This window comes from Mycobacterium toneyamaense, from assembly GCF_055384815.1.
Genome location: NZ_AP040333.1, coordinates 4,875,478 through 4,894,625, shown reverse-complemented (window position 1 = coordinate 4,894,625; position 19,148 = coordinate 4,875,478). Strand labels below are relative to the sequence as shown.

The following is a 19,148-nucleotide window of genomic DNA, read 5'->3' as shown; positions in this document are numbered from 1 at the left end:
CAAAAAGGTGTGTCTCGCGTCATGCCGTTTCGCCGCCGCGGATCAGACGAAGACGCTCTCGATGTCGGCGCGGCTGCGGACCGGGTCGCTGCCGGGCACGTACGCCGGGACGGTGTGTGGTGCCAGCTCCGGATCGACGCCGCCCTTGACCCGCGCTGTGGCCTGGCGGAATTCCGGGAACGGTCCGGCGGCGGCGTGCAGGCCGTTGATGATCGACCACACCACGGCTCGACGGGCGGCACGCTCGATCGGGTTGGGGTCGGTATGTCCGAGCAGCTGCTTGGCCCACTTCGGCATGGTGTCCCGGACGGCCCAGTCGATGGCGCTCTGCGGCATCGGCAGGTTGGGGCCGGTGGCCATGGCGGCGCCGTGCGTCAGCGCCAGTTTGGGGAGATAGGACTTCAGGCAGTCCAGGGTCTCGGCCTTGGTGGTGGGCAGGTCGGTGCCACCGAGGGCGTGTCCGACGCGGATGAACTCGCCGTAGTAGCGGTTAAGTTTCTTGCCGCGCAACGGGTTCGGGTGGTAGAGCTCGTGCGCCGTCGCGAGGCCCCACACCACCGTCGCGTAGTTCCAGCGCAGCCAGTCCGGATCGTCGGCGTCATAGGCCGCGCCGTCCGGGCGGACGCCCTTGATGGTGTGGTGCATGGCGCGCACGGTCCGGGCCAGGTTCTCGGCGGTCTCGGTGCTGCCGTACGCGGTGCCGATGAAGAACGCGATGGAGTGGCCCAGCCGGACGGCCGCGCCCTTCGGGTCGACCACCGGAATGGCCTCGCCGTTCTCGTCGCGCTTGACGAGTCGCGAGTGGTGCATGCCCATCCAGTAGATGGACGGGTCGAGGCGCTCGATGAACGCGGCGCACTGCAGGCCGAAGACCAGGGCCTCGGTGTGGGAGTGCACGTGCCAGACGGCGCTGCCGGGGCCGAACCAGCCCGGGTCTCCGGCGGGGCCGGCGAACTCCATGCCGCGGAAGTAGTTCCGCCGGATGGTCTGGTCGAACCGGTGCTGAAGCTGATGCTCGATGAACTGGTGCGGCAGGTACACGTCAACCCCTTCTGGTCACGGTCGTAACCAGAATAGTATTTGGTGACGGGTGTGACCAGACCTAGGCTGTAGGGATGTCGACACCGACCAGGTGGGCGGGGGTTCCGCTCGACGACCGCCGCGCCGAGCGGCGCGGGTTACTGGTCGACGCGGCATTCGAGTTGTTCGGCTCCGGCGGCGAATCGGCGTTGTCGGTCCGTTCGGTGTGCCGTGCGTGCGGGCTCAACACCCGCTACTTCTACGAGAGCTTCGACGGCATCGACGATCTGCTGGGCGCCGTCTACGACAAGGTCAGCGGTGAACTGGCCACGGTGGTCGACGCCGCCATCACCGTCGCGGGCGACTCGGTGCGGGACCGGACCCGGGCCGGCATCGCCGCGGTACTGGGCTTCGGGTCCGCCGATCCGCGGCGCGGCCGGGTGCTGTTCACCGAGGCCCGCGCCAACCCGGTGCTGGCCGCGCGCCGCGCCGTCACGCAGGACCTGCTGCTCGATGCCGTCCTCGCCGAGGGCGGCCGGCTGCACCCCGGTTCGGATCCCGTCGCCGCGCGCGTCGGTGCGGCCATGTACACCGGGGCCATGGCGGAGCTGGCCCAACAGTGGCTGTCCGGTTCGTTGGGGTCGGACCTGGATGTGGTGGTCGACGCGGCACTGGCATTGGTGCTGCGCCGAGAATGACGAAATGGCTGCTCCGCCGTGGGTGGGAGCAGCCATTTCGTCCATCTCGAGTTACCGGGCGGCCGGCCGCCAGCGCTTGATGAAATCCGTCTCCGGCCACTCCTCCTCGGCGGCCAGCAGCTCGTACATGGTCGCGCGGTCGATGGATTCGCGGATGATGTCGGCGTGCCCGGCATGCCGCGACAGCTCCTCGATGATGTGCATGCCGACCCAGCGCACCGTCCAGTGGTCGACGTCGGCGGGGAACCACGGCACCTCGTGCGGGACCGGCACCAGCGTGTCGAGGTCGAGTTCGGCGAAGGCCTGCAGCGTCTTGGCGTTCTGCGTACGCAGGGCGTCGAGCAGGTCGCCGAGCTTCTCGTCGTCGCGCATCGTGAGCTGATCCTGGTGTTCGGCCATCTGTTCGGCCATCGGCCGGGTGTCGCGCGGCGGGAAGTCGGGCGCGGCGACCGCACGCGCGACCCAGCCGGCCTGCACACCGGTGACGTGCTTGATCAGTCCGCCGATCGACAACGCGCTGACCGATGGGGTCGAGCGCGCCTGCTCGTCGGTGAGGCCGTGGGCGACGGCCGCGAACGCGTCCTGCTGGAACGCGATGAAGTTGAAGAGGGTCTGACGCTCGTCGCCTGCGGGTGCGGGCAGTCCGGCCATGTTCAGTTCTCCTTCGGGGTGTGGGTGTAAAGGTCACGGAGGCAGGCGATTTCAGCTCCGTGGTGAATGACTTCGCGATTGATGTGCAGCACGAGGGTGGCCATTGAGAAGTCAGCGTAGGGACCCTCGGCGGGTCCGCACGGCCGGGCCAGGGCAGCGGCGTCGAGCCCGCGGACTCCGGTGATCCAGGTCGCGTAGGCGGTGTCGAGCTGCTCCAGTGCGGTGCGTGCGTCGCGGGCGTACGGCCACGACTGGTAGTCGGCCGGTGGTCCGCCGAAATGCGAGTGGTTCCGCATGGCCAGGACGCCGACGATGACGTGCGCCAGCCGCCAGGCGATGGTCGTGAACGGTTCGGGTTGCGGTGGCGGGTAGCTGAAGTCGATGGATCCGTCGCGGTGCAGGGTCCAGCACCCGGGCACCGGCTCCCAGAAATATTCGTCGTCGGTCAGTCCCTCGAGCCGGGGACGCAGCTGGTGTTGCCAATGCCAGTCGAGTTGGTCGGCCAGTTCTTTGGTCCGTTCTTCGGTCACATGAAGAGCCTGACATTCAATTAGGACTGTTTCTGTCCTATGAATGCGGCAGAGTGTTGTCATGTCCGAAACGACGAGCCGCGTGCTGCAGCTGCTGGGGCTGCTGCAGGCGCGCCGGGTGTGGACGGGGCAGGAGCTGGCCGACCGGCTCGGCGTCACCGGCCGCAGTGTGCGCCGCGACATCGAACGGCTGCGTGACCTCGGCTATCCGGTGCACGCCAGTAAGGGCCGCGACGGCGGCTATCAATTGGGCGCCGGCGCCGCGTTGCCGCCCCTGCTGCTCGACCCCGAGGAGGCCGTCGCGATGGCGGTCTGTCTGCGGCTCGCGGCCGGGGGCAGCGTCGCGGGCGTCGGTGAGTCGGCGCTGCGGGCACTGTCCAAACTCGACCAGGTGATGCCGGCGCGGCTCCGGTCGCAGGTGTCCGCCGTGCACGACGCGACGGTGACACTGACCGGTGGCGGTGCGGTCGAAGCGGTTTCGCCCGACGACCTGATGACGCTGGCCCGCGCCTGCCGCGACCACGAACACGTCAGGCTCGGCTACACCGACATCCGCGGCAACAGCACCGAGCGGCGGTTGGAGCCCTATCAACTCGTCACCACCGGGCGCCGCTGGTACCTGCTGGCCTACGACCGCGACAAGCAGGACTGGCGCACTCTGCGCCTGGACCGGATGGTCGATGTCAAGGCCGCGGGCACGACGTTCGCGCCGCGCCCGGCGCCTGATCCCGCGGAGTTCGTGCGTCAGGCCATCACCGCGTCGCCGTACCGGTACGTCGCGCGGGTCCGCTATGAGGCATCGGAAAGTCAACTGGCGCAGATGTTTTCCGCGGCGTCGGCGCAGATCGAGGCGGACGGCCCGGACCGCTGCATCGTGACGGCCGGCGGCGACGACCCCGAGCGCATCGTGTTGTACCTGGCGATGCCGGGATACCGGTTCGAGGTCCTCGAACCGCCGGAGGTGATCGCCGCGGCCGCGGTGGTCGCCGACCGGTTGCGTGCCGCAATGCCTCCCGAGTAGCGACGCTGCGCCGTATGGTGCAGGGGTGTCGACGGGACGACTCCTGCAGGTGACGGCGGTAGTTTCCACCGAGTTGTTCGTCGGCCCGGCCGACGAACCGCGGCAGATCGTCCGGCTGGACTACACCGACTGCGCCGACGCCGCCGAGGTCCGGGTCGGCGGCGACGGGCTCAGTGGCCAGGCGGTGGCGCAGCCCGGCGCCGGCACCGTGGAGATTCCGGTGGTCGTCCAGGACGGCCGGCCGGGCCAGGTGCGGGCCGCGCGCCTCGAGATCGGCGGCGAGCAGACGCCGTTCGAGTTCGTCGTCGCCGAGCCCGGCTGGACCATGCACATGATCAGCCACTTCCACTACGACCCGGTGTGGTGGAACACCCAGGCCGCCTACACCAGCGTCTGGACCGAGGACCCGCCCGGCCGGTGCCGGCAGACCAACGGCTTCGAGCTGGTCACGGCGCACCTCGAAATGGCAAGGCGCGAACCCGAATACAAGTTCGTACTCGCCGAGGTCGACTACCTCAAGCCCTACTGGGACACCCATCCGGAGCAGCGTGCCCAGCTGCGGGCGCTGCTCGCCGAGGGCCGCGTCGAGATCATGGGCGGCACCTACAACGAGCCGAACACCAACCTGACCAGTCCCGAGACTGCGATCCGGAACTTCGTGCACGGCATCGGTTTCCAGCGTGACGTGATGGGCGCCGCCCCGGCGACGGCCTGGCAGCTCGACGTGTTCGGCCACGACCCGCAGTTCCCGGGCATGGCCGCCGACGCCGGCCTGACCTCCAGTTCATGGGCGCGCGGCCCGCATCACCAGTGGGGCCCGATGCACCGCGACGGCGACCCCGAGCGCATGCAGTTCGCCAGCGAATTCGACTGGATCGCACCGTCGGGCCGCGGGCTGCTGACCCACTACATGCCCGCGCATTACGCGGCCGGCTGGTGGATGGACTCGTCGGCATCGCTGCAAGAAGCCGAAGACGCCACCTACGCCACGTTCGCCAAGCTGAAAAAGGTTGCGCTGACCCGCAATGTGCTCCTGCCGGTGGGCACCGACTACACCCCGCCGAACAAGTGGGTGACCGAGATTCACCGCGACTGGGCGGCCCGCTACACGTGGCCCCGCTTCGTGTGTGCGCTGCCGCGGGAGTTCTTCGCCGCCGTGCGGGCCGAACTCGAGGCCGGTGGCACCCAGCCGTCGCCGCAGACCAGGGACATGAACCCGATCTACACCGGTAAGGACGTGTCGTACATCGACACCAAGCAGGCCAACCGGGCCGCCGAGAACGTCGTGCTGGAAGCCGAACGGTTCGCGGTGTTCGCCGGACTGCTGACCGGCGCTACGTATCCGCAAGCCGCCCTGGCCAAGGCCTGGGTACAACTGGCCTACGGCGCACACCACGACGCCATCACCGGCTCCGAATCCGACCAGGTGTACCTCGACCTGCTCACCGGCTGGCGCGACGCCTGGGAACTCGGCCGGACCGCCCGCGACAACGCGTTGGCGCTGCTGTCGCGGGCCGTCGACGGCGACATCGTGGTGTGGAACCCCTTGGCGCACAGCCGAACCGACATCGTCACCGTCCACCTCGACGAACCGCTGGACGGGCCGGTACTCGACGTGGACGGCACGCCGCTCCCGGTCCTGATCGAAGATGACGGCCACACCGTCACGTGGCCGGCCCACGACGTGCCGTCGCTCGGGTGGCGGGGATACACGCTCGGCGACGCCGCGACGCAGTCCGCGTGGGCGCCCGCGTCCTGGGAACCGATGTCCGGCACCAGCATCGGCAACGATCGCTACCGCTGCACGGTCGACCCCGACCGCGGCGGCGCGGTGTCGTCGCTGGTGCGCGCGGGCGTCGAGCTGATCGGCGCGGGCCGGGTCGGCAACGAGATCGCCGTCTACGACGAGCATTCCGCGCATCCGACCGAACACGAAGGGCCCTGGCACCTGTTGCCCAAGGGGCCGGTGGTGGGCTCCGCCGAGCACGCCGCCGAGTCGGTGCAGGCCTACCGCAGCGCGCTGGGGGAGCGGTTGGTGGTCACCGGGCGCATCGGTGACGTGCTGCGGTACACCCAGACCATCACGCTGTGGCACGGCGTGGACCGCGTGGACTGCCGCACCGTGGTCGATGAGTTCACCGGCGCCGACAAGCTGTTGCGCCTGCGCTGGCCCTGTCCGGTGCCGGGTGCGATGCCGGTCAGCGAGGTCGGCGACGCGGTGATCGGCCGCGGCTTCGGGCTGCTGCACCAACGGGATTCGCACGACGCGGTCGACACCGCCGAGCACCCCTACACCTTGGACAACCCCGCCTACGGGTGGTTCGGGCTGTCCTCGGCGGTGCGGGTCCGGGTCCGCGACGCGCACGGCGAGAGCGTGCGGGCGGTGTCGGTCGCCGAGGTCGTCGCGCCGGACGCCGCCGACCCACAGTCGCCCACCCGCGACCTGATGGTGGCGCTGGTGCGCGCGGGGGTGACGGCCACCTGCAGCAGCGCCGGCAAGCCGCGCTACGGCGACCTCGCCGTCGACTCCAACCTGCCCGACGCCCGCATCGCGCTCGGCGGCCCCGACGAGAACGCTTTCACCGCAGCGGTATTGGCGGCAGCCGAGCCCCGCTACGGCGCCGAACTGCGGCACCGCCTGACGGCCGGGAACGCGCGGCTCTGGGTGCCCGCCGACGCTGACCTGGTGCAGCGGTGGATTCCCGGCGCCGACCTGACAGGGGTACGGGCGCTGCCGGTGCTGATCGTCGCCGGACCCGGCGCCATCGACGAGCTGATCGCCGCCCTCGCGACCACCGAGATCACCGTCGAGCAGGAAGCCGCGGCCGGCATCGGGCCCTTCGAGGCCCGCAGTGTGGCGCTGCTGAACCGCGGCGTACCGGGTTTCGCCGTCGAACCGGACGGCGTCCTGCACACCTCGTTGCTGCGGTCGTGCACCGGCTGGCCCTCGGGCACCTGGATCGACCCGCCGCGCCGCACCGCACCCGACGGGTCGAACTTCCAGCTCCAGCACTGGACCCACACCTTCGACTACGCCATCGCGGCCGGCGACGGCGACTGGCGCGCCGCGGGCATCCCGGGCCGCAGCGCCGAATACTCCCAGCCGCTGCTCGCGGTGCGCACCGACCATCCCGCGGTGGCCGGCGGATTGCCTTGTACCGGTTCACTGTTGGGCGTCGAACCCGCATCCGAGGTGACGCTGGCCGCGCTGAAGGCCACCGGCAACCCGATCGCGGCGGGCAGCAGCGCGCCCGTCGACCCGAGCGCGGGCATCACCCTGCGCCTGGTCCAGACCTCGGGACGGCCGACCGAGGTCGACGTCACCTCTGGCCTACGGCACCTCGAGGACGTCGAACGACTCGACCTGCTCGAACAGCCGATCGCCGGCAGAAAAGACCTGCGGCTGCACGGTTTCGAGATCGCCACCGTGCGGGCCCGGCTCGACCTGCCGCACGTGCTCAACGGCGACCACGCCACCCTGGCGCCGGATGCCGAAGTCGCCCAACCGGTTTACGCCCGGTACTGGCTGCACAACCGCGGCCCCGCACCGTTGGGCGGACTGCCCGCGGTCGCTCATGTGCACCCCACCGAAGCCGCCGGCGCACCGGGCGTCCCCGTGTCGTTGCGCGTCACCGCCGCCAGCGACTGCACCGACGCCACGCTCCACGGCCGGGTCCGCGTGCTGTGCCCCGACGGCTGGTCGGCCACCCCGGACGAACTGCCCTTCGTGCTGCCGCCCGGCGGCTATCTGGAAACCGAAGTGCAGCTGGACCTTCCGGCCGACGCCCCCGCCGGCCGGTATCCGGTGCGGGTCGAGCTGGCGGTGACCGGCGGCGACAAGCATCATCAGGTTCCGGCCGCCTGGCGTCAGATGGTCGAGGACGTCTGTGTCGTCACCGTCGGCGAACCCGGCGACGCCCCGCTGCTGCGGCTGGTCGAGGAACCCCAACCGGTCGACGTCGTCGCCGGGCAACACGGCGATCTGAGCGTCGTCGTCGGCTCGGCCGCGGGTGCGCCGCTGAGCTTGGAGGCACACCTCATCAGTCCGTGGGGCACCTGGGAATGGTTGGGGCCGGCCGTACTCGGCGCCGATGTGCCGGCCGGCGGCACCGTCGCATTCGACTTCGACGTCGCGCCACCGTCGTGGGTCGAGCCCGGACAGTGGTGGGCGCTGATCCGGATCGCCGCGGCCGGCCGGGTGCTCTACACACCGGCGGTATCGGTGCGGGTCCGATGAACCGCATCGCCACCGTCGCTGGACGGGAGATACCCGTAACCGCACTCGACGAACGCGAAACACGTTTGCGGGCAAGCATATTAGCCTCGTCGCTGCCGGCGCCCGGGACCAGTGAGGGCCGGCAGCTGCGGCGCTGGCTGGCTCAGCTGCTCGTCACCGACGAGGTGGTGCGCGTGGCGGCCGGCGAACTCGGGGTCAGCGACAGGGACGCGCCCACCGAAACCGACCTGCTGCCCGACGCGGCAGCCCGCATGGAGCTCGGCAGTATCGCCGCGGCCGCGCTCGAACAGCCGCTGGCACGGGCGCTGTTCGTTCGGGTGACCGCCGCGGTGCGGATCCCCGACGCGGAGGTCGAGAGCTATCACGCGCGCAACCCGCTGCGGTTCGCGCCGCCGGTACCCGGTCCCGGTGGCTGGTCCACCGCGCCGACCGTCGCCCCCGCGCTGGACGAGGTGCGGTCACAGATCACCGCGCACCTGCTGGGTTCGGCGCGCCGGCGGGCCTTCCGGCACTGGCTCGACGCCCGCCGAGCCGAGTCGGTGCATCTGGCGCCCGGCTACGAACATCCCGGCGACCCGCGTCAGCCCGACCACGTCCACCGGCACTGAAAGCGCACGATGTCCGACCTGACCCTCGCCCTCGACATCGGTGGCACGAAGATCGCCGCGGCCCTCGTCGACCCCGACGGCGCGCTCGTGCACCGCGAGCAGCTCCCCACCCCGCACGCCGACAGCGAGCAGGTGTGGGCGACGGTCGACGTGTTGATCGGGAACGCTCTCGCCGCCGCTGCCGGGCGGCCGGTGCGCGCCGTGGGCGTCGGCTGCGCCGGCCCCATCGATGTGGTCGCGGGCACGGTCAGCCCGCTCAATGTCGTTGCCTGGCGCCAGTTTCCGTTGATTCAGCGGCTCGCCGAGCGCACCGGCCTGCCGGTGCGGCTGGCCGGCGACGTCGTCTGCCTGGCCATGGGCGAGCACTGGCGCGGGGCCGGGCAGGGGGCGCAGTTCCTGCTCGGCATGGTGGTGTCCACCGGTATCGGCGGCGGACTGGTGCAGGGCGGTGCGCCGTACCTCGGCCGCACCGGAAATGCCGGTCACATCGGCCACGTCGTCGTCGACCCCGACGGACCGCGCTGCGCCTGCGGCGGTCAGGGCTGCGTGGAGGCGGTGGCCTCGGGTCCGCACCTGGCGCGGTGGGCGCACGAGCACGGCTGGGACGCCCCGCCGGACGCTGATGCGAAGGCACTCGCCGAGGCCGCCGGGCGCGGGAATCCGATTGCGGTGCAGGCATTCTCGCGTGGTGCCGAGGCGATCGCCGTCGCCATCGCGTCGGCGGCCGCCGTCTGCGACCTGGACCTGGTGGTGATCGGCGGCGGCGTGGCGAATGCGGGGGAGGTGCTGTTCGGCCCGTTGCGGGCGGCGCTGCCGCGCTACGCCGGATTGAGCTTCCTGCGCGGCCTGCGGGTGGTGCCCGCCGAACTCGGCGGCGATGCCGGGCTCGTCGGCGCCGCGGCGTTGTGGCGGGCCTGAGAAGCGTTGCGCTCCATGTGCTTTCGGCCCCAGTCGCACAGCGCCCACAACACCGGGCCCAGCGTCTTGCCGTACTGCGAGATCGAGTAGTGCACGCACGGCGGCACCGTGCCGGCGTCGTGCCGGTCGATGATGCCGTCGGCTACGAGCTCGTGCAGGTGCCGGATGAGCATGCGCTCGGTGATGCCGGGAATGCTGCGGCGGAGCTCTGCGGTGCGCATCGGCCCGTCCGTGAGCCGCCACAGAATGGTGCCCTTCCAGCGGCCGTCGACCACCGACAGGGCGGCGTCGATCGGGCACTCACCGACTTCCTTCTTCGACACCGCCACGATGCACTCCCGTCGTCGCCTCTACTGACTAATTTGTCAGTACCTTGTTTTTTGTCAGTGTAGTGAACAGGCTCGATGTCATGGAGCACATCGCGCAAGTTCTCACCGTGATCGTCGTCGGCACGCTCGTCGGCGTGGAGTTCGGCGTCGCCGCGTTCACCAATCCGATCCTGGAACGGCTGCCCGACGACGCGTACCGCCAGGCGCGCGCGACGGGCAGCAGGCTCCTCGGGACGGTGATGCCGTTCTGGTACATCGCCGCGGCGGTGCTGCTGGTCGGCGATGCCGTGCTCGTGCCGGCGCCACTCCCCATCGCCGCCGTCGCGGTGATGGGCGTGGTGATGGCCCTGACGCTCACCACGCTGGTGCCGATCAACAACCGTGTCGCGGCGTGGGCGGGTACCGGCCCTGGCGAGGCGCCGACAAGCCGGGAACTCGCTCACCGCTGGGACCGGCTGCACTGGGTGCGGGTGGCGCTGTTGCTGGCCGCGTTTGTCCTGGTCACGGTTCCGCGCTGACGAGACTGTGAACTACCTGGGAGGGGTAGGCAACAAACTTAGGCAAGACTTAGCTAAGTTGATCTTGTTTAACGGTGGGTGAACAACTCTTCACACGCCAGCAGAATCTGACTTAGTGAGGTCTTGGCATGCGCGTCGTCTTCTTCGGTTTCCAGACGTGGGGGGTCAAGACGCTGCAGGCGCTGATCGATCTGGGACACGACGTGCCGATGGTCGTCACGCACCCGACCAGCACGGAGTCGTACAAGGCGATCTTCTCGGACTCCGTCGAGGAACTCGCCCAGGCACACGACATCCCGGTCCACCTGACCATGCGCGCCGACCACGAGACCATCGACCTGGTCAAGCGCTCCGAACCCGACGTCATCGTCGTCAACAGCTGGTACACGCGGATGACGGACGAGCTCTACGACCTGCCGCCGTACGGCACCCTGAACCTGCACGACTCCCTGCTGCCGAAGGGCACCGGTTTCTCCCCGGTCATCTGGTCGCTGATCAGCGGGGAATCGCACATCGGCCTGACCATTCACCGCATGAACGCCGAGCTCGACGCCGGCGACATCCTGGTCCAGCGCTCGCTGTCCATCGGGCCCGACGACACCGGCACCGAACTGGTGATGCGTGGCATCGACCTGATCCCCGGCGCGCTGGACGAGGCGCTGACCGCGCTGGAAGCCGGCACCGCACAGTGGCGGCCGCAGGACAAGGCCGAGCGGACCTACTTCCACAAGCGCGCCGAACGCGACAGCCTCATCGACTGGAGCTGGCCGTCCGACGATCTGGAGCGCCTCGTCCGCGCGCTGTCGGACCCCTACCCGCGCGCGTTCACCTTCTACCGCGGTGAGCGCATCGAAGTGCTCGAGGCCAAGGTCTCCGAAATCCGCTACGGCGGCACCCCCGGCCGCGTGATCGTGCAGGAGGGCGGCGGCGCCGTGGTGTGCGGCTCGCATGCCCACCGCGGCGGGAACCTCGGCCTGGTCATCACCCGGCTCCGCACGGCCGACGGAGAGGAGCACGACGGCACGGAGTTCTTCCGCCGCGGCGGCTACCTCACCAGCGAGGCATGAGGCCGTGCCGCTGCTGACATACATCGCCACGCCGTCGTGGCTCATGTCGATCCGCCGCCGGCTGCTCGCGTTGATCCCGGTCCGGTTCCTGCGGCACGTCCTCTATCTCTTGATGATCCGCAAGCCCGGCAACTTCCGTGAACCCGCGACCTTCAACGAGAAGGTGAACTGGCGCATCTTCCACGATCGCCGGGACCGGATCGTGCGGGCCTGCGACAAGATGTGGATGAAGGAGATGGCCCGCGCGGCGTACCCCGGCGCCGATCTCCGGATTCCCGCCACGTACTGGTGCGGGACCGACCTGCGGGACGCACCGGACCTGGCGGCCCTGCCGCCCTGGGTGCTCAAGCCCAATGCCAGCAGCGGCCAGGCGCTGTTCGGTCCCGATCCGCAAACTGATCTGGCCCGCCTGCGGGACCAGACCAGAAGCTGGTTCCAGGAGACGCCACTGGAGCTCGGCGAGTGGGGCTACAGCCAGGCCCGCCCGCTGTTGTTGATAGAGGAACGCATCCCGACCCCGGACGGCGAAGCGCCCGTCGACTACAAGTTCTTCGTCTTCGACGGCCGTGTCGAGCTGATCCAGGTGAATCGCGGCCGCTTCGGGAAGCGGCAGACCACCACATTCCTGGACGCCGACTGGCGTCAACTGCCGGTGCGGTGGCGCATCCACCCCGTCGCCGTCGAAGAACGCCCGCTCGAACTGGACAAGATGCTGGAGATCGCGAGCGTGCTGGGCACCGGCTGGGATTTCATCCGCGTTGACCTCTATGCCGTCGACGGCGACGTATGGTTCGGCGAGTACACCCCGTACCCGGGGACGGGCATGCTGCGGTACGAGCCCATGAGCTTCGACCTCGAGCAGGGCCGGCAGTGGCGGTTGCCGACGCCGGACCAGGTTCGCCGCGGCCGGCCGTAGCTGCAGAATCGCCGTTTTGGCTGATCGGCAGCCCATCGGCTACTCTTGTCCAGTTCCACCGAAGACCGTCGGTCACCGCTGAGCGCTTGCGCGCAGAGGTTGAAGGTCCAGGCAACGCCTGGCGGCCCACGCAGGAGGACGAGGTTTCCAGAGTTTTGATTCTGCGCGCCCCGACCTTTCTGTGTCGGGGCGCTTTGCATTTCCGGACCGAATCCCCGGCAGTCTCCAGTGGGCCGATGAATACACCACAAGGAGGCATGTATGGCCACGGCTGATAAAGCCACTGCGGTCGCTGACATCGCCGAACAGTTCAAGGCCTCGACGGCCACTGTCGTGACCGAGTACCGCGGTCTGACGGTTGCCAATCTCGCCGAGCTGCGTCGTTCCCTCGGTGCTTCGACGACCTACACGGTCGCCAAGAACACCCTGGTCAAGCGCGCCGCCTCGGAGGCCGGGATCGAAGGCCTCGACGACCTGTTCGCAGGTCCGACCGCCATCGCGTTCATCACCGGCGAGCCGGTCGATGCCGCGAAGGCACTCAAGAAGTTCGCGAAGGATCACAAGCAGCTCGTCATCAAGGGCGGCTACATGGACGGCGCTGCGCTGTCCGTGGCCCAGGTCGAGAAGATCGCCGACCTCGAGTCGCGCGAAGTGCTGCTGTCCAAGCTGGCCGGCGCCCTCAAGGCGAAGCAGTCCCAGGCCGCGGCGCTGTTCGTTGCGCCCGCGTCCCAGGTTGCGCGCCTGGCCGCCGCGCTGCAGGACAAGAAGGCCGCCGAACCGGCTGCCTGACCCACCCCACATCCACAAAAGAAGTAATAAGGAAGGACCATTCACATGGCCAAGCTGTCCACCGAAGAACTGCTCGACGCGTTCAAGGAAATGACCCTGCTGGAGCTCTCGGAGTTCGTGAAGCAGTTCGAGGAGACCTTCGACGTCACCGCCGCCGCTCCGGTCGCCGTTGCCGCCGCCGGTGCCGCTCCCGCCGCCGCTGAGGCCGCCGAAGAGCAGTCCGAGTTCGACGTCATCCTCGAGGGTGCCGGCGACAAGAAGATCGGCGTCATCAAGGTCGTCCGCGAGATCGTTTCCGGCCTGGGCCTGAAGGAAGCCAAGGACCTGGTCGACGGCGCCCCCAAGCCGCTGCTGGAGAAGGTCTCGAAGGAGGCCGCCGAGGACGCCAAGGCCAAGCTCGAGGCCGCCGGCGCATCGGTGTCCGTCAAGTAAGTTCGCCAGAACTGACGTTTTCCCCCGGAGTCCAGCACGGACTCCGGGGGATTTCGCTTTTCAGGGGGATATAAATCGGGGCATTTCGAGCCGTTCGGGGGACGATGGGGTAGTTGGCTCCGCGTCCATCAGGGTGACTTTTCGGCGGGCCGACCGATAGTTGGAACAAGGTGCAACAGCTCGCGATCGATGCGCTACAGTGACTCAAGCCACAGGCAGGGCAGCAAATGGCGCGCGAGCGCTGGCGGAAGGGATCTCACATGGGCGTCCAAATCGACGTGACGGGACTGAGTAAGTCCTTTGGGTCGTCGAAGATCTGGGAAGACGTCACTTTGACCATCCCCGCCGGCGAGGTCAGCGTCATGCTGGGCCCGTCCGGTACCGGTAAGTCTGTTTTCCTGAAGTCGCTCATCGGCCTGCTGCGGCCCGAGCGCGGTTCGATCGTCATCGACGGCACCAACATCATCGAGTGCTCGGCCAAGGAGCTCTACGAGATCCGCACCCTGTTCGGTGTGCTGTTCCAGGACGGCGCGCTGTTCGGTTCGATGAACATCTACGACAACACGGCCTTCCCGCTGCGCGAGCACACCAAGAAGTCCGAGTCCGAGATCCGCAAGATCGTCATGGAGAAGCTGGACGTCGTGGGTATGCCCAACGACGGTCACAAGTTCCCGGGCGAAATCTCCGGTGGTATGCGCAAGCGTGCCGGCCTGGCCCGCGCCCTGGTGCTCGACCCCAAGATCATCCTGGTCGACGAGCCGGACTCCGGTCTGGACCCGGTCCGTACCGCCTACCTGTCGCAGCTGCTGATCGACATCAACGCCCAGATCGACGCCACGGTGCTGATCGTTACCCACAACATCAACATCGTGCGTACGGTGCCGGACAACATCGGCATGCTCTACCGCAAGCACCTGGTCATGTTCGGCCCCCGCGAGGTGCTGCTGACCAGTGAGGAGCCCGCGGTCAAGCAGTTCCTCAACGGCCGTCGTATCGGCCCCATCGGTATGTCCGAGGAGAAGGACGCCGCGACGGCGGCCGCCGAGCAGGCCGCGATCGATGCCGGTCACTCCGACGGTGGTGTCGAGGAGATCGAGGGCGTGCCGCCGCAGATCGAGGTGACCCCGGGTATGCCGGTCCGCCAGGCCGTCGCTCGTCGGCAGGCTCGTGTGCGCTCGATCCTGCACACCCTGCCGCCCGCCGCGCAGGCCGCCATCCTCGAGGACCTCAACAAGAACGGCCACGCCGACGACCCGGTGACCGCTCAGATTCCGCGGGCCTGATCCGCAGAACGTGAAAATCGCGCCCGGGCTGAACCAGCCCGGGCGCGATTTGTTTTCGGCGCACGTGCACCCTGACCGCGAAATCTCCGCTCGGCGAGCGCTGTGAGCACGCCTGGCGGCGGTGTGCGGGGCAGGGTGGTCGGTGATCTTGGTCACGGCGCGTCCGCCGGCGACGGCGTGCGGGTGGCGCCGCGGGGCCCGCTGCGTCACGATGAGAGCGCCCCGGTTCGCCAGTTGCCGGCAAAACTCCACACCAAACACCGTGGCAAGTCTTGACTGACGCCCGCAAACGGGCCAATCTGTTGGGCAGCATGTATTCGAGGGTTCCGGACGCCAGCCAGCGTCAGCCGATCAAACCCTTGATTCACCATGCCGTGGTTGAGGAATGCGCCGTCCTACGCTAATGTTGGACGTTGCGCTGGCTGCATCCTGCCCACCTCACCCGCACCTGACACCTTCTAGCCTGAGTCTTGCTCAGTGATCTAGACGCGTGCCCTGTGTCTTGTAAGGCCCGGACTGTGAGAACGCCAGCCGGACCGACACAGATATAGCGGCAATTCGGACCGGTTTCGACCGGCACCGGAATGGTCGCATCAGGTGCTGGAAGGACGCATCTTGGCAGCCTCTCGCGAGAGCAAGTCAGTAGATTCCAACAACTCCGTCCCAGGAGCGCCGAACCGAGTCTCGTTCGCCAAGCTGCGCGAACCACTTGAGGTTCCGGGCCTGCTCGATGTGCAGACGGATTCCTTCGAGTGGCTGATCGGCTCGGACCGCTGGCGCTCGAAGGCAGTCGACCGCGGTGACATCAATCCGGTCGGTGGCCTCGAAGAGGTCCTCGCCGAGCTGTCGCCGATCGAGGACTTCGCCGGCACCCTGTCGCTGAGCTTCTCCGACCCGCGCTTCGACGAGGTCAAGGCTCCGGTCGACGAGTGCAAGGAAAAGGACCAGACGTACGCGGCCCCGCTGTTCGTCACGGCTGAGTTCATCAACAACACCACCGGCGAGATCAAGAGCCAGACGGTCTTCATGGGTGACTTCCCGATGATGACCGAAAAGGGCACCTTCATCATCAACGGCACCGAGCGCGTCGTCGTGTCGCAGCTCGTCCGTTCGCCCGGTGTGTACTTCGACGAGTCCATCGACAAGGCCACCGAGAAGACCCTGCACAGCGTCAAGGTCATCCCGGGCCGTGGCGCCTGGCTGGAGTTCGACGTCGACAAGCGCGACACCGTCGGTGTCCGCATCGACCGCAAGCGCCGCCAGCCCGTCACCGTGCTGCTGAAGGCACTCGGCTGGACCAACGAGCAGATCCGTGAGCGCTTCGGCTTCTCCGAGATCATGATGGGCACCCTCGAGAAGGACCCGACCGCCGGTCCCGACGAGGCGCTGCTGGACATCTACCGGAAGCTGCGCCCGGGCGAGCCGCCGACCAAGGAGTCGGCGCAGACCCTGCTGGAGAACCTGTTCTTCAAGGAGAAGCGTTACGACCTGGCCCGCGTGGGCCGGTACAAGGTCAACAAGAAGCTGGGCCTGCACGACGGCAACCCGGCCCAGGTGACCGCGACGACGCTGACCGAAGAGGACATCGTCGCCACCATCGAGTACCTGGTGCGCCTGCACGACGGTGACAAGACCATGACCGCCCCCGGCGGCGTCGAGGTCCCCGTCGAGGTCGACGACATCGACCACTTCGGCAACCGTCGTCTGCGCACCGTGGGCGAGCTGATCCAGAACCAGATCCGGGTCGGCCTGTCGCGTATGGAGCGCGTCGTCCGCGAGCGCATGACCACGCAGGACGTCGAGGCGATCACCCCGCAGACCCTGATCAACATCCGTCCCGTCGTGGCGGCGATCAAGGAGTTCTTCGGCACGTCGCAGCTGTCGCAGTTCATGGACCAGAACAACCCGCTGTCGGGTCTGACCCACAAGCGTCGTCTGTCGGCGCTGGGCCCCGGTGGTCTGTCCCGTGAGCGCGCCGGCCTCGAGGTCCGCGACGTCCACTCGTCGCACTACGGCCGCATGTGCCCGATCGAGACCCCTGAAGGCCCGAACATCGGTCTGATCGGCTCGCTGTCGGTGTACGCGCGGGTGAACCCGTTCGGCTTCATCGAGACCCCGTACCGCAAGGTCGTCGACGGCATCGTCACCGATCAGATCGACTACCTGACCGCCGACGAGGAGGACCGCCACGTCGTGGCGCAGGCCAACTCGCCGCTGGACGCGAACGGTCACTTCACCGAGGAGAAGATCCTCGTCCGTCGTAAGGGCGGCGAGGTCGAGTTCGTCTCGGCGAACGACGTCGACTACATGGACGTCTCGCCGCGCCAGATGGTGTCGGTCGCGACCGCGATGATCCCGTTCCTGGAGCACGACGACGCCAACCGCGCCCTGATGGGTGCGAACATGCAGCGTCAGGCGGTTCCGCTGGTGCGCAGCGAGGCCCCGCTGGTCGGTACCGGCATGGAGCTGCGTGCCGCCATCGACGCCGGTGACGTCGTCGTCGCCGACAAGTCGGGTGTCATCGAAGAGGTGTCCGCCGACTACGTCACCGTCATGGCTGACGACGGCTCGCGGCACACCTACCGGATGCGCAAGTTCAACCGCTCTAACCACGGCACGTGCGCCAACCAGCGCCCGATCGTGGACTCGGGTCAGCGTGTCGAGGCCGGCCAGGTCATCGCCGACGGCCCCTGCACCGAGAACGGTGAAATGGCCCTCGGTAAGAACCTGCTCGTGGCAGTCATGCCGTGGGAAGGCCACAACTACGAGGACGCCATCATCCTGAGCCAGCGGCTCGTGGAGCAGGACGTGCTCACCTCGATCCACATCGAGGAGCACGAGATCGATGCCCGCGACACCAAGCTGGGCGCCGAGGAGATCACCCGGGACATCCCGAACGTCTCCGATGAGGTGCTGGCTGACCTCGACGAGCGCGGCATCGTCCGCATCGGCGCCGAGGTCCGCGACGGCGACATCCTGGTCGGCAAGGTCACCCCGAAGGGTGAGACCGAGCTGACGCCGGAAGAGCGCCTGCTGCGTGCCATCTTCGGTGAGAAGGCCCGTGAGGTCCGCGACACCTCGCTGAAGGTGCCGCACGGTGAGTCCGGCAAGGTCATCGGCGTCCGCGTGTTCTCGCGCGAGGACGACGACGATCTGCCCGCCGGTGTCAACGAGCTGGTCCGCGTCTACGTGGCCCAGAAGCGCAAGATCTCCGACGGTGACAAGCTCGCCGGCCGCCACGGCAACAAGGGCGTCATCGGCAAGATCCTGCCGATCGAGGACATGCCGTTCATGCCTGACGGCACCCCGGTGGACATCATCCTGAACACGCACGGTGTGCCGCGTCGTATGAACATCGGCCAGATCCTGGAAACCCACCTCGGGTGGGTCGCCAAGGCCGGCTGGAACATCGAGGGCGAGCCCGAGTGGGCGGCGAACCTGCCCGAGGGCATGCACAGCGCGCCGCGCGACAGCATCGTCGCCACCCCGGTGTTCGACGGTGCCCGCGAGAACGAGCTGCAGGGCCTGCTGGGCTCGACGCTGCCGAACCGCGACGGCGACGTCATGGTCAACGCCGACGGCAAGGCCACGCTGTTCGACGGTCGTTCCGGCGAGCCGTTCCCGTACCCGGTCACGGTCGGCTACATGTACATCCTGAAGCTGCACCACCTGGTGGACGACAAGATTCACGCGCGTTCGACCGGTCCGTACTCGATGATCACCCAGCAGCCGCTCGGTGGTAAGGCGCAGTTCGGTGGCCAGCGGTTCGGTGAGATGGAGTGCTGGGCCATGCAGGCCTACGGTGCGGCGTACACGCTGCAGGAGCTGCTGACCATCAAGTCCGACGACACCGTCGGTCGCGTGAAGGTCTACGAGGCGATCGTCAAGGGCGAGAACATCCCCGAGCCGGGTATCCCGGAGTCGTTCAAGGTTCTGCTCAAGGAACTCCAGTCGCTGTGCCTCAACGTCGAGGTGCTGTCTTCGGACGGTGCCGCGATCGAGATGCGCGACAGCGACGACGAGGACCTGGAGCGCACCGCCGCGAACCTGGGTATCAACCTGTCGCGCAACGAGTCCGCGTCCGTCGAGGACCTCGCCTAAACCGTCCGCCCGTAGTCAGCTTTTTCTGAT

General features: G+C 68.3%; 16 protein-coding genes. 12 read left to right on the top strand and 4 right to left on the bottom strand.

Annotated elements, in window-relative coordinates; all coding sequences use genetic code 11:
* Positions 1–42: 42 nt before the first annotated feature.
* Entirely contained in the window at positions 43–1,041 is a 999-nt protein-coding gene (locus ACZ5IQ_RS23620) for an oxygenase MpaB family protein (RefSeq protein WP_212806950.1), read from the bottom strand.
* Between the two features lie 74 nt (positions 1,042–1,115).
* Between ACZ5IQ_RS23620 and ACZ5IQ_RS23615 the strand changes: the two genes are divergently transcribed.
* A complete protein-coding gene (locus tag ACZ5IQ_RS23615) occupies positions 1,116–1,718 on the top strand; it encodes a TetR/AcrR family transcriptional regulator (protein WP_212806949.1) in 603 nt (200 codons plus the stop codon).
* Between the two features lie 51 nt (positions 1,719–1,769).
* Here the strand turns inward: ACZ5IQ_RS23615 and ACZ5IQ_RS23610 are convergent, their stop codons facing one another.
* On the bottom strand, positions 1,770–2,369 hold the full coding sequence (locus tag ACZ5IQ_RS23610) for a DinB family protein (protein WP_212806948.1): 600 nt from the start codon (positions 2,367–2,369) through the stop codon (positions 1,770–1,772).
* Between the two features lie 2 nt (positions 2,370–2,371).
* Positions 2,372–2,899: a DinB family protein gene (locus ACZ5IQ_RS23605; protein WP_212806947.1), complete on the bottom strand. Its 528-nt coding sequence runs from the start codon at positions 2,897–2,899 to the stop codon at positions 2,372–2,374.
* A 61-nt stretch (positions 2,900–2,960) separates the two neighbouring features.
* Here ACZ5IQ_RS23605 and ACZ5IQ_RS23600 point away from each other — a divergent pair, with 61 nt between their 5' ends.
* From ACZ5IQ_RS23600 to ACZ5IQ_RS23585, 4 genes are read left to right on the top strand one after another with little or no spacing between them, the layout of a single operon-like run.
* Positions 2,961–3,920 (top strand): helix-turn-helix transcriptional regulator, encoded by a 960-nt coding sequence (locus ACZ5IQ_RS23600; protein ID WP_212806946.1) that lies wholly within the window; start codon positions 2,961–2,963, stop codon positions 3,918–3,920.
* Positions 3,921–3,963: 43 nt separating this feature from the next.
* Positions 3,964–8,157, top strand: a complete 4,194-nt coding sequence (locus ACZ5IQ_RS23595; protein WP_212814617.1) for a glycoside hydrolase family 38 N-terminal domain-containing protein — start codon at positions 3,964–3,966, stop codon at positions 8,155–8,157.
* Positions 8,154–8,765, top strand: a complete 612-nt coding sequence (locus ACZ5IQ_RS23590; protein WP_212806945.1) for a DUF7158 domain-containing protein — start codon at positions 8,154–8,156, stop codon at positions 8,763–8,765. The genes ACZ5IQ_RS23595 and ACZ5IQ_RS23590 overlap by 4 nt, the downstream gene beginning before the upstream one ends.
* A gap of 9 nt (positions 8,766–8,774) precedes the next feature.
* Positions 8,775–9,683, top strand: coding sequence for an ROK family protein (locus tag ACZ5IQ_RS23585; RefSeq protein ID WP_212806944.1), 909 nt, complete (start codon positions 8,775–8,777; stop codon positions 9,681–9,683).
* Here ACZ5IQ_RS23585 and ACZ5IQ_RS23580 read toward each other — a convergent pair.
* Positions 9,584–10,012 (bottom strand): winged helix-turn-helix transcriptional regulator, encoded by a 429-nt coding sequence (locus ACZ5IQ_RS23580; RefSeq protein WP_212806943.1) that lies wholly within the window; start codon positions 10,010–10,012, stop codon positions 9,584–9,586. The two genes, ACZ5IQ_RS23585 and ACZ5IQ_RS23580, sit on opposite strands and share 100 nt — an antisense overlap.
* A gap of 80 nt (positions 10,013–10,092) precedes the next feature.
* On the opposite strand from ACZ5IQ_RS23580, the gene ACZ5IQ_RS23575 reads away from it, so the two are divergent.
* The 7 genes from ACZ5IQ_RS23575 to rpoB all read left to right on the top strand — a co-directional run bounded on the left by ACZ5IQ_RS23575 (position 10,093) and on the right by rpoB (position 19,118).
* Positions 10,093–10,530 (top strand): anthrone oxygenase family protein, encoded by a 438-nt coding sequence (locus ACZ5IQ_RS23575; protein ID WP_212813581.1) that lies wholly within the window; start codon positions 10,093–10,095, stop codon positions 10,528–10,530.
* Between the two features lie 128 nt (positions 10,531–10,658).
* Positions 10,659–11,597, top strand: coding sequence for a methionyl-tRNA formyltransferase (locus ACZ5IQ_RS23570; RefSeq protein WP_464480370.1), 939 nt, complete (start codon positions 10,659–10,661; stop codon positions 11,595–11,597).
* A 4-nt stretch (positions 11,598–11,601) separates the two neighbouring features.
* Complete coding sequence (locus ACZ5IQ_RS23565; RefSeq protein ID WP_464480369.1) at positions 11,602–12,513, top strand: ATP-grasp fold amidoligase family protein; 912 nt, start codon at positions 11,602–11,604, stop codon at positions 12,511–12,513.
* A 261-nt stretch (positions 12,514–12,774) separates the two neighbouring features.
* On the top strand, positions 12,775–13,302 hold the full coding sequence (rplJ, locus tag ACZ5IQ_RS23560) for a 50S ribosomal protein L10 (protein WP_138250491.1): 528 nt from the start codon (positions 12,775–12,777) through the stop codon (positions 13,300–13,302).
* A 45-nt stretch (positions 13,303–13,347) separates the two neighbouring features.
* Positions 13,348–13,734 (top strand): 50S ribosomal protein L7/L12, encoded by a 387-nt coding sequence (rplL, locus tag ACZ5IQ_RS23555; protein ID WP_138250490.1) that lies wholly within the window; start codon positions 13,348–13,350, stop codon positions 13,732–13,734.
* Between the two features lie 260 nt (positions 13,735–13,994).
* Positions 13,995–15,017, top strand: coding sequence for an ABC transporter ATP-binding protein (locus tag ACZ5IQ_RS23550; RefSeq protein ID WP_061003231.1), 1,023 nt, complete (start codon positions 13,995–13,997; stop codon positions 15,015–15,017).
* 615 nt (positions 15,018–15,632) lie between these two features.
* Positions 15,633–19,118 (top strand): DNA-directed RNA polymerase subunit beta, encoded by a 3,486-nt coding sequence (gene rpoB / locus ACZ5IQ_RS23545; RefSeq protein ID WP_464480368.1) that lies wholly within the window; start codon positions 15,633–15,635, stop codon positions 19,116–19,118.
* Positions 19,119–19,148: the final 30 nt, after the last annotated feature.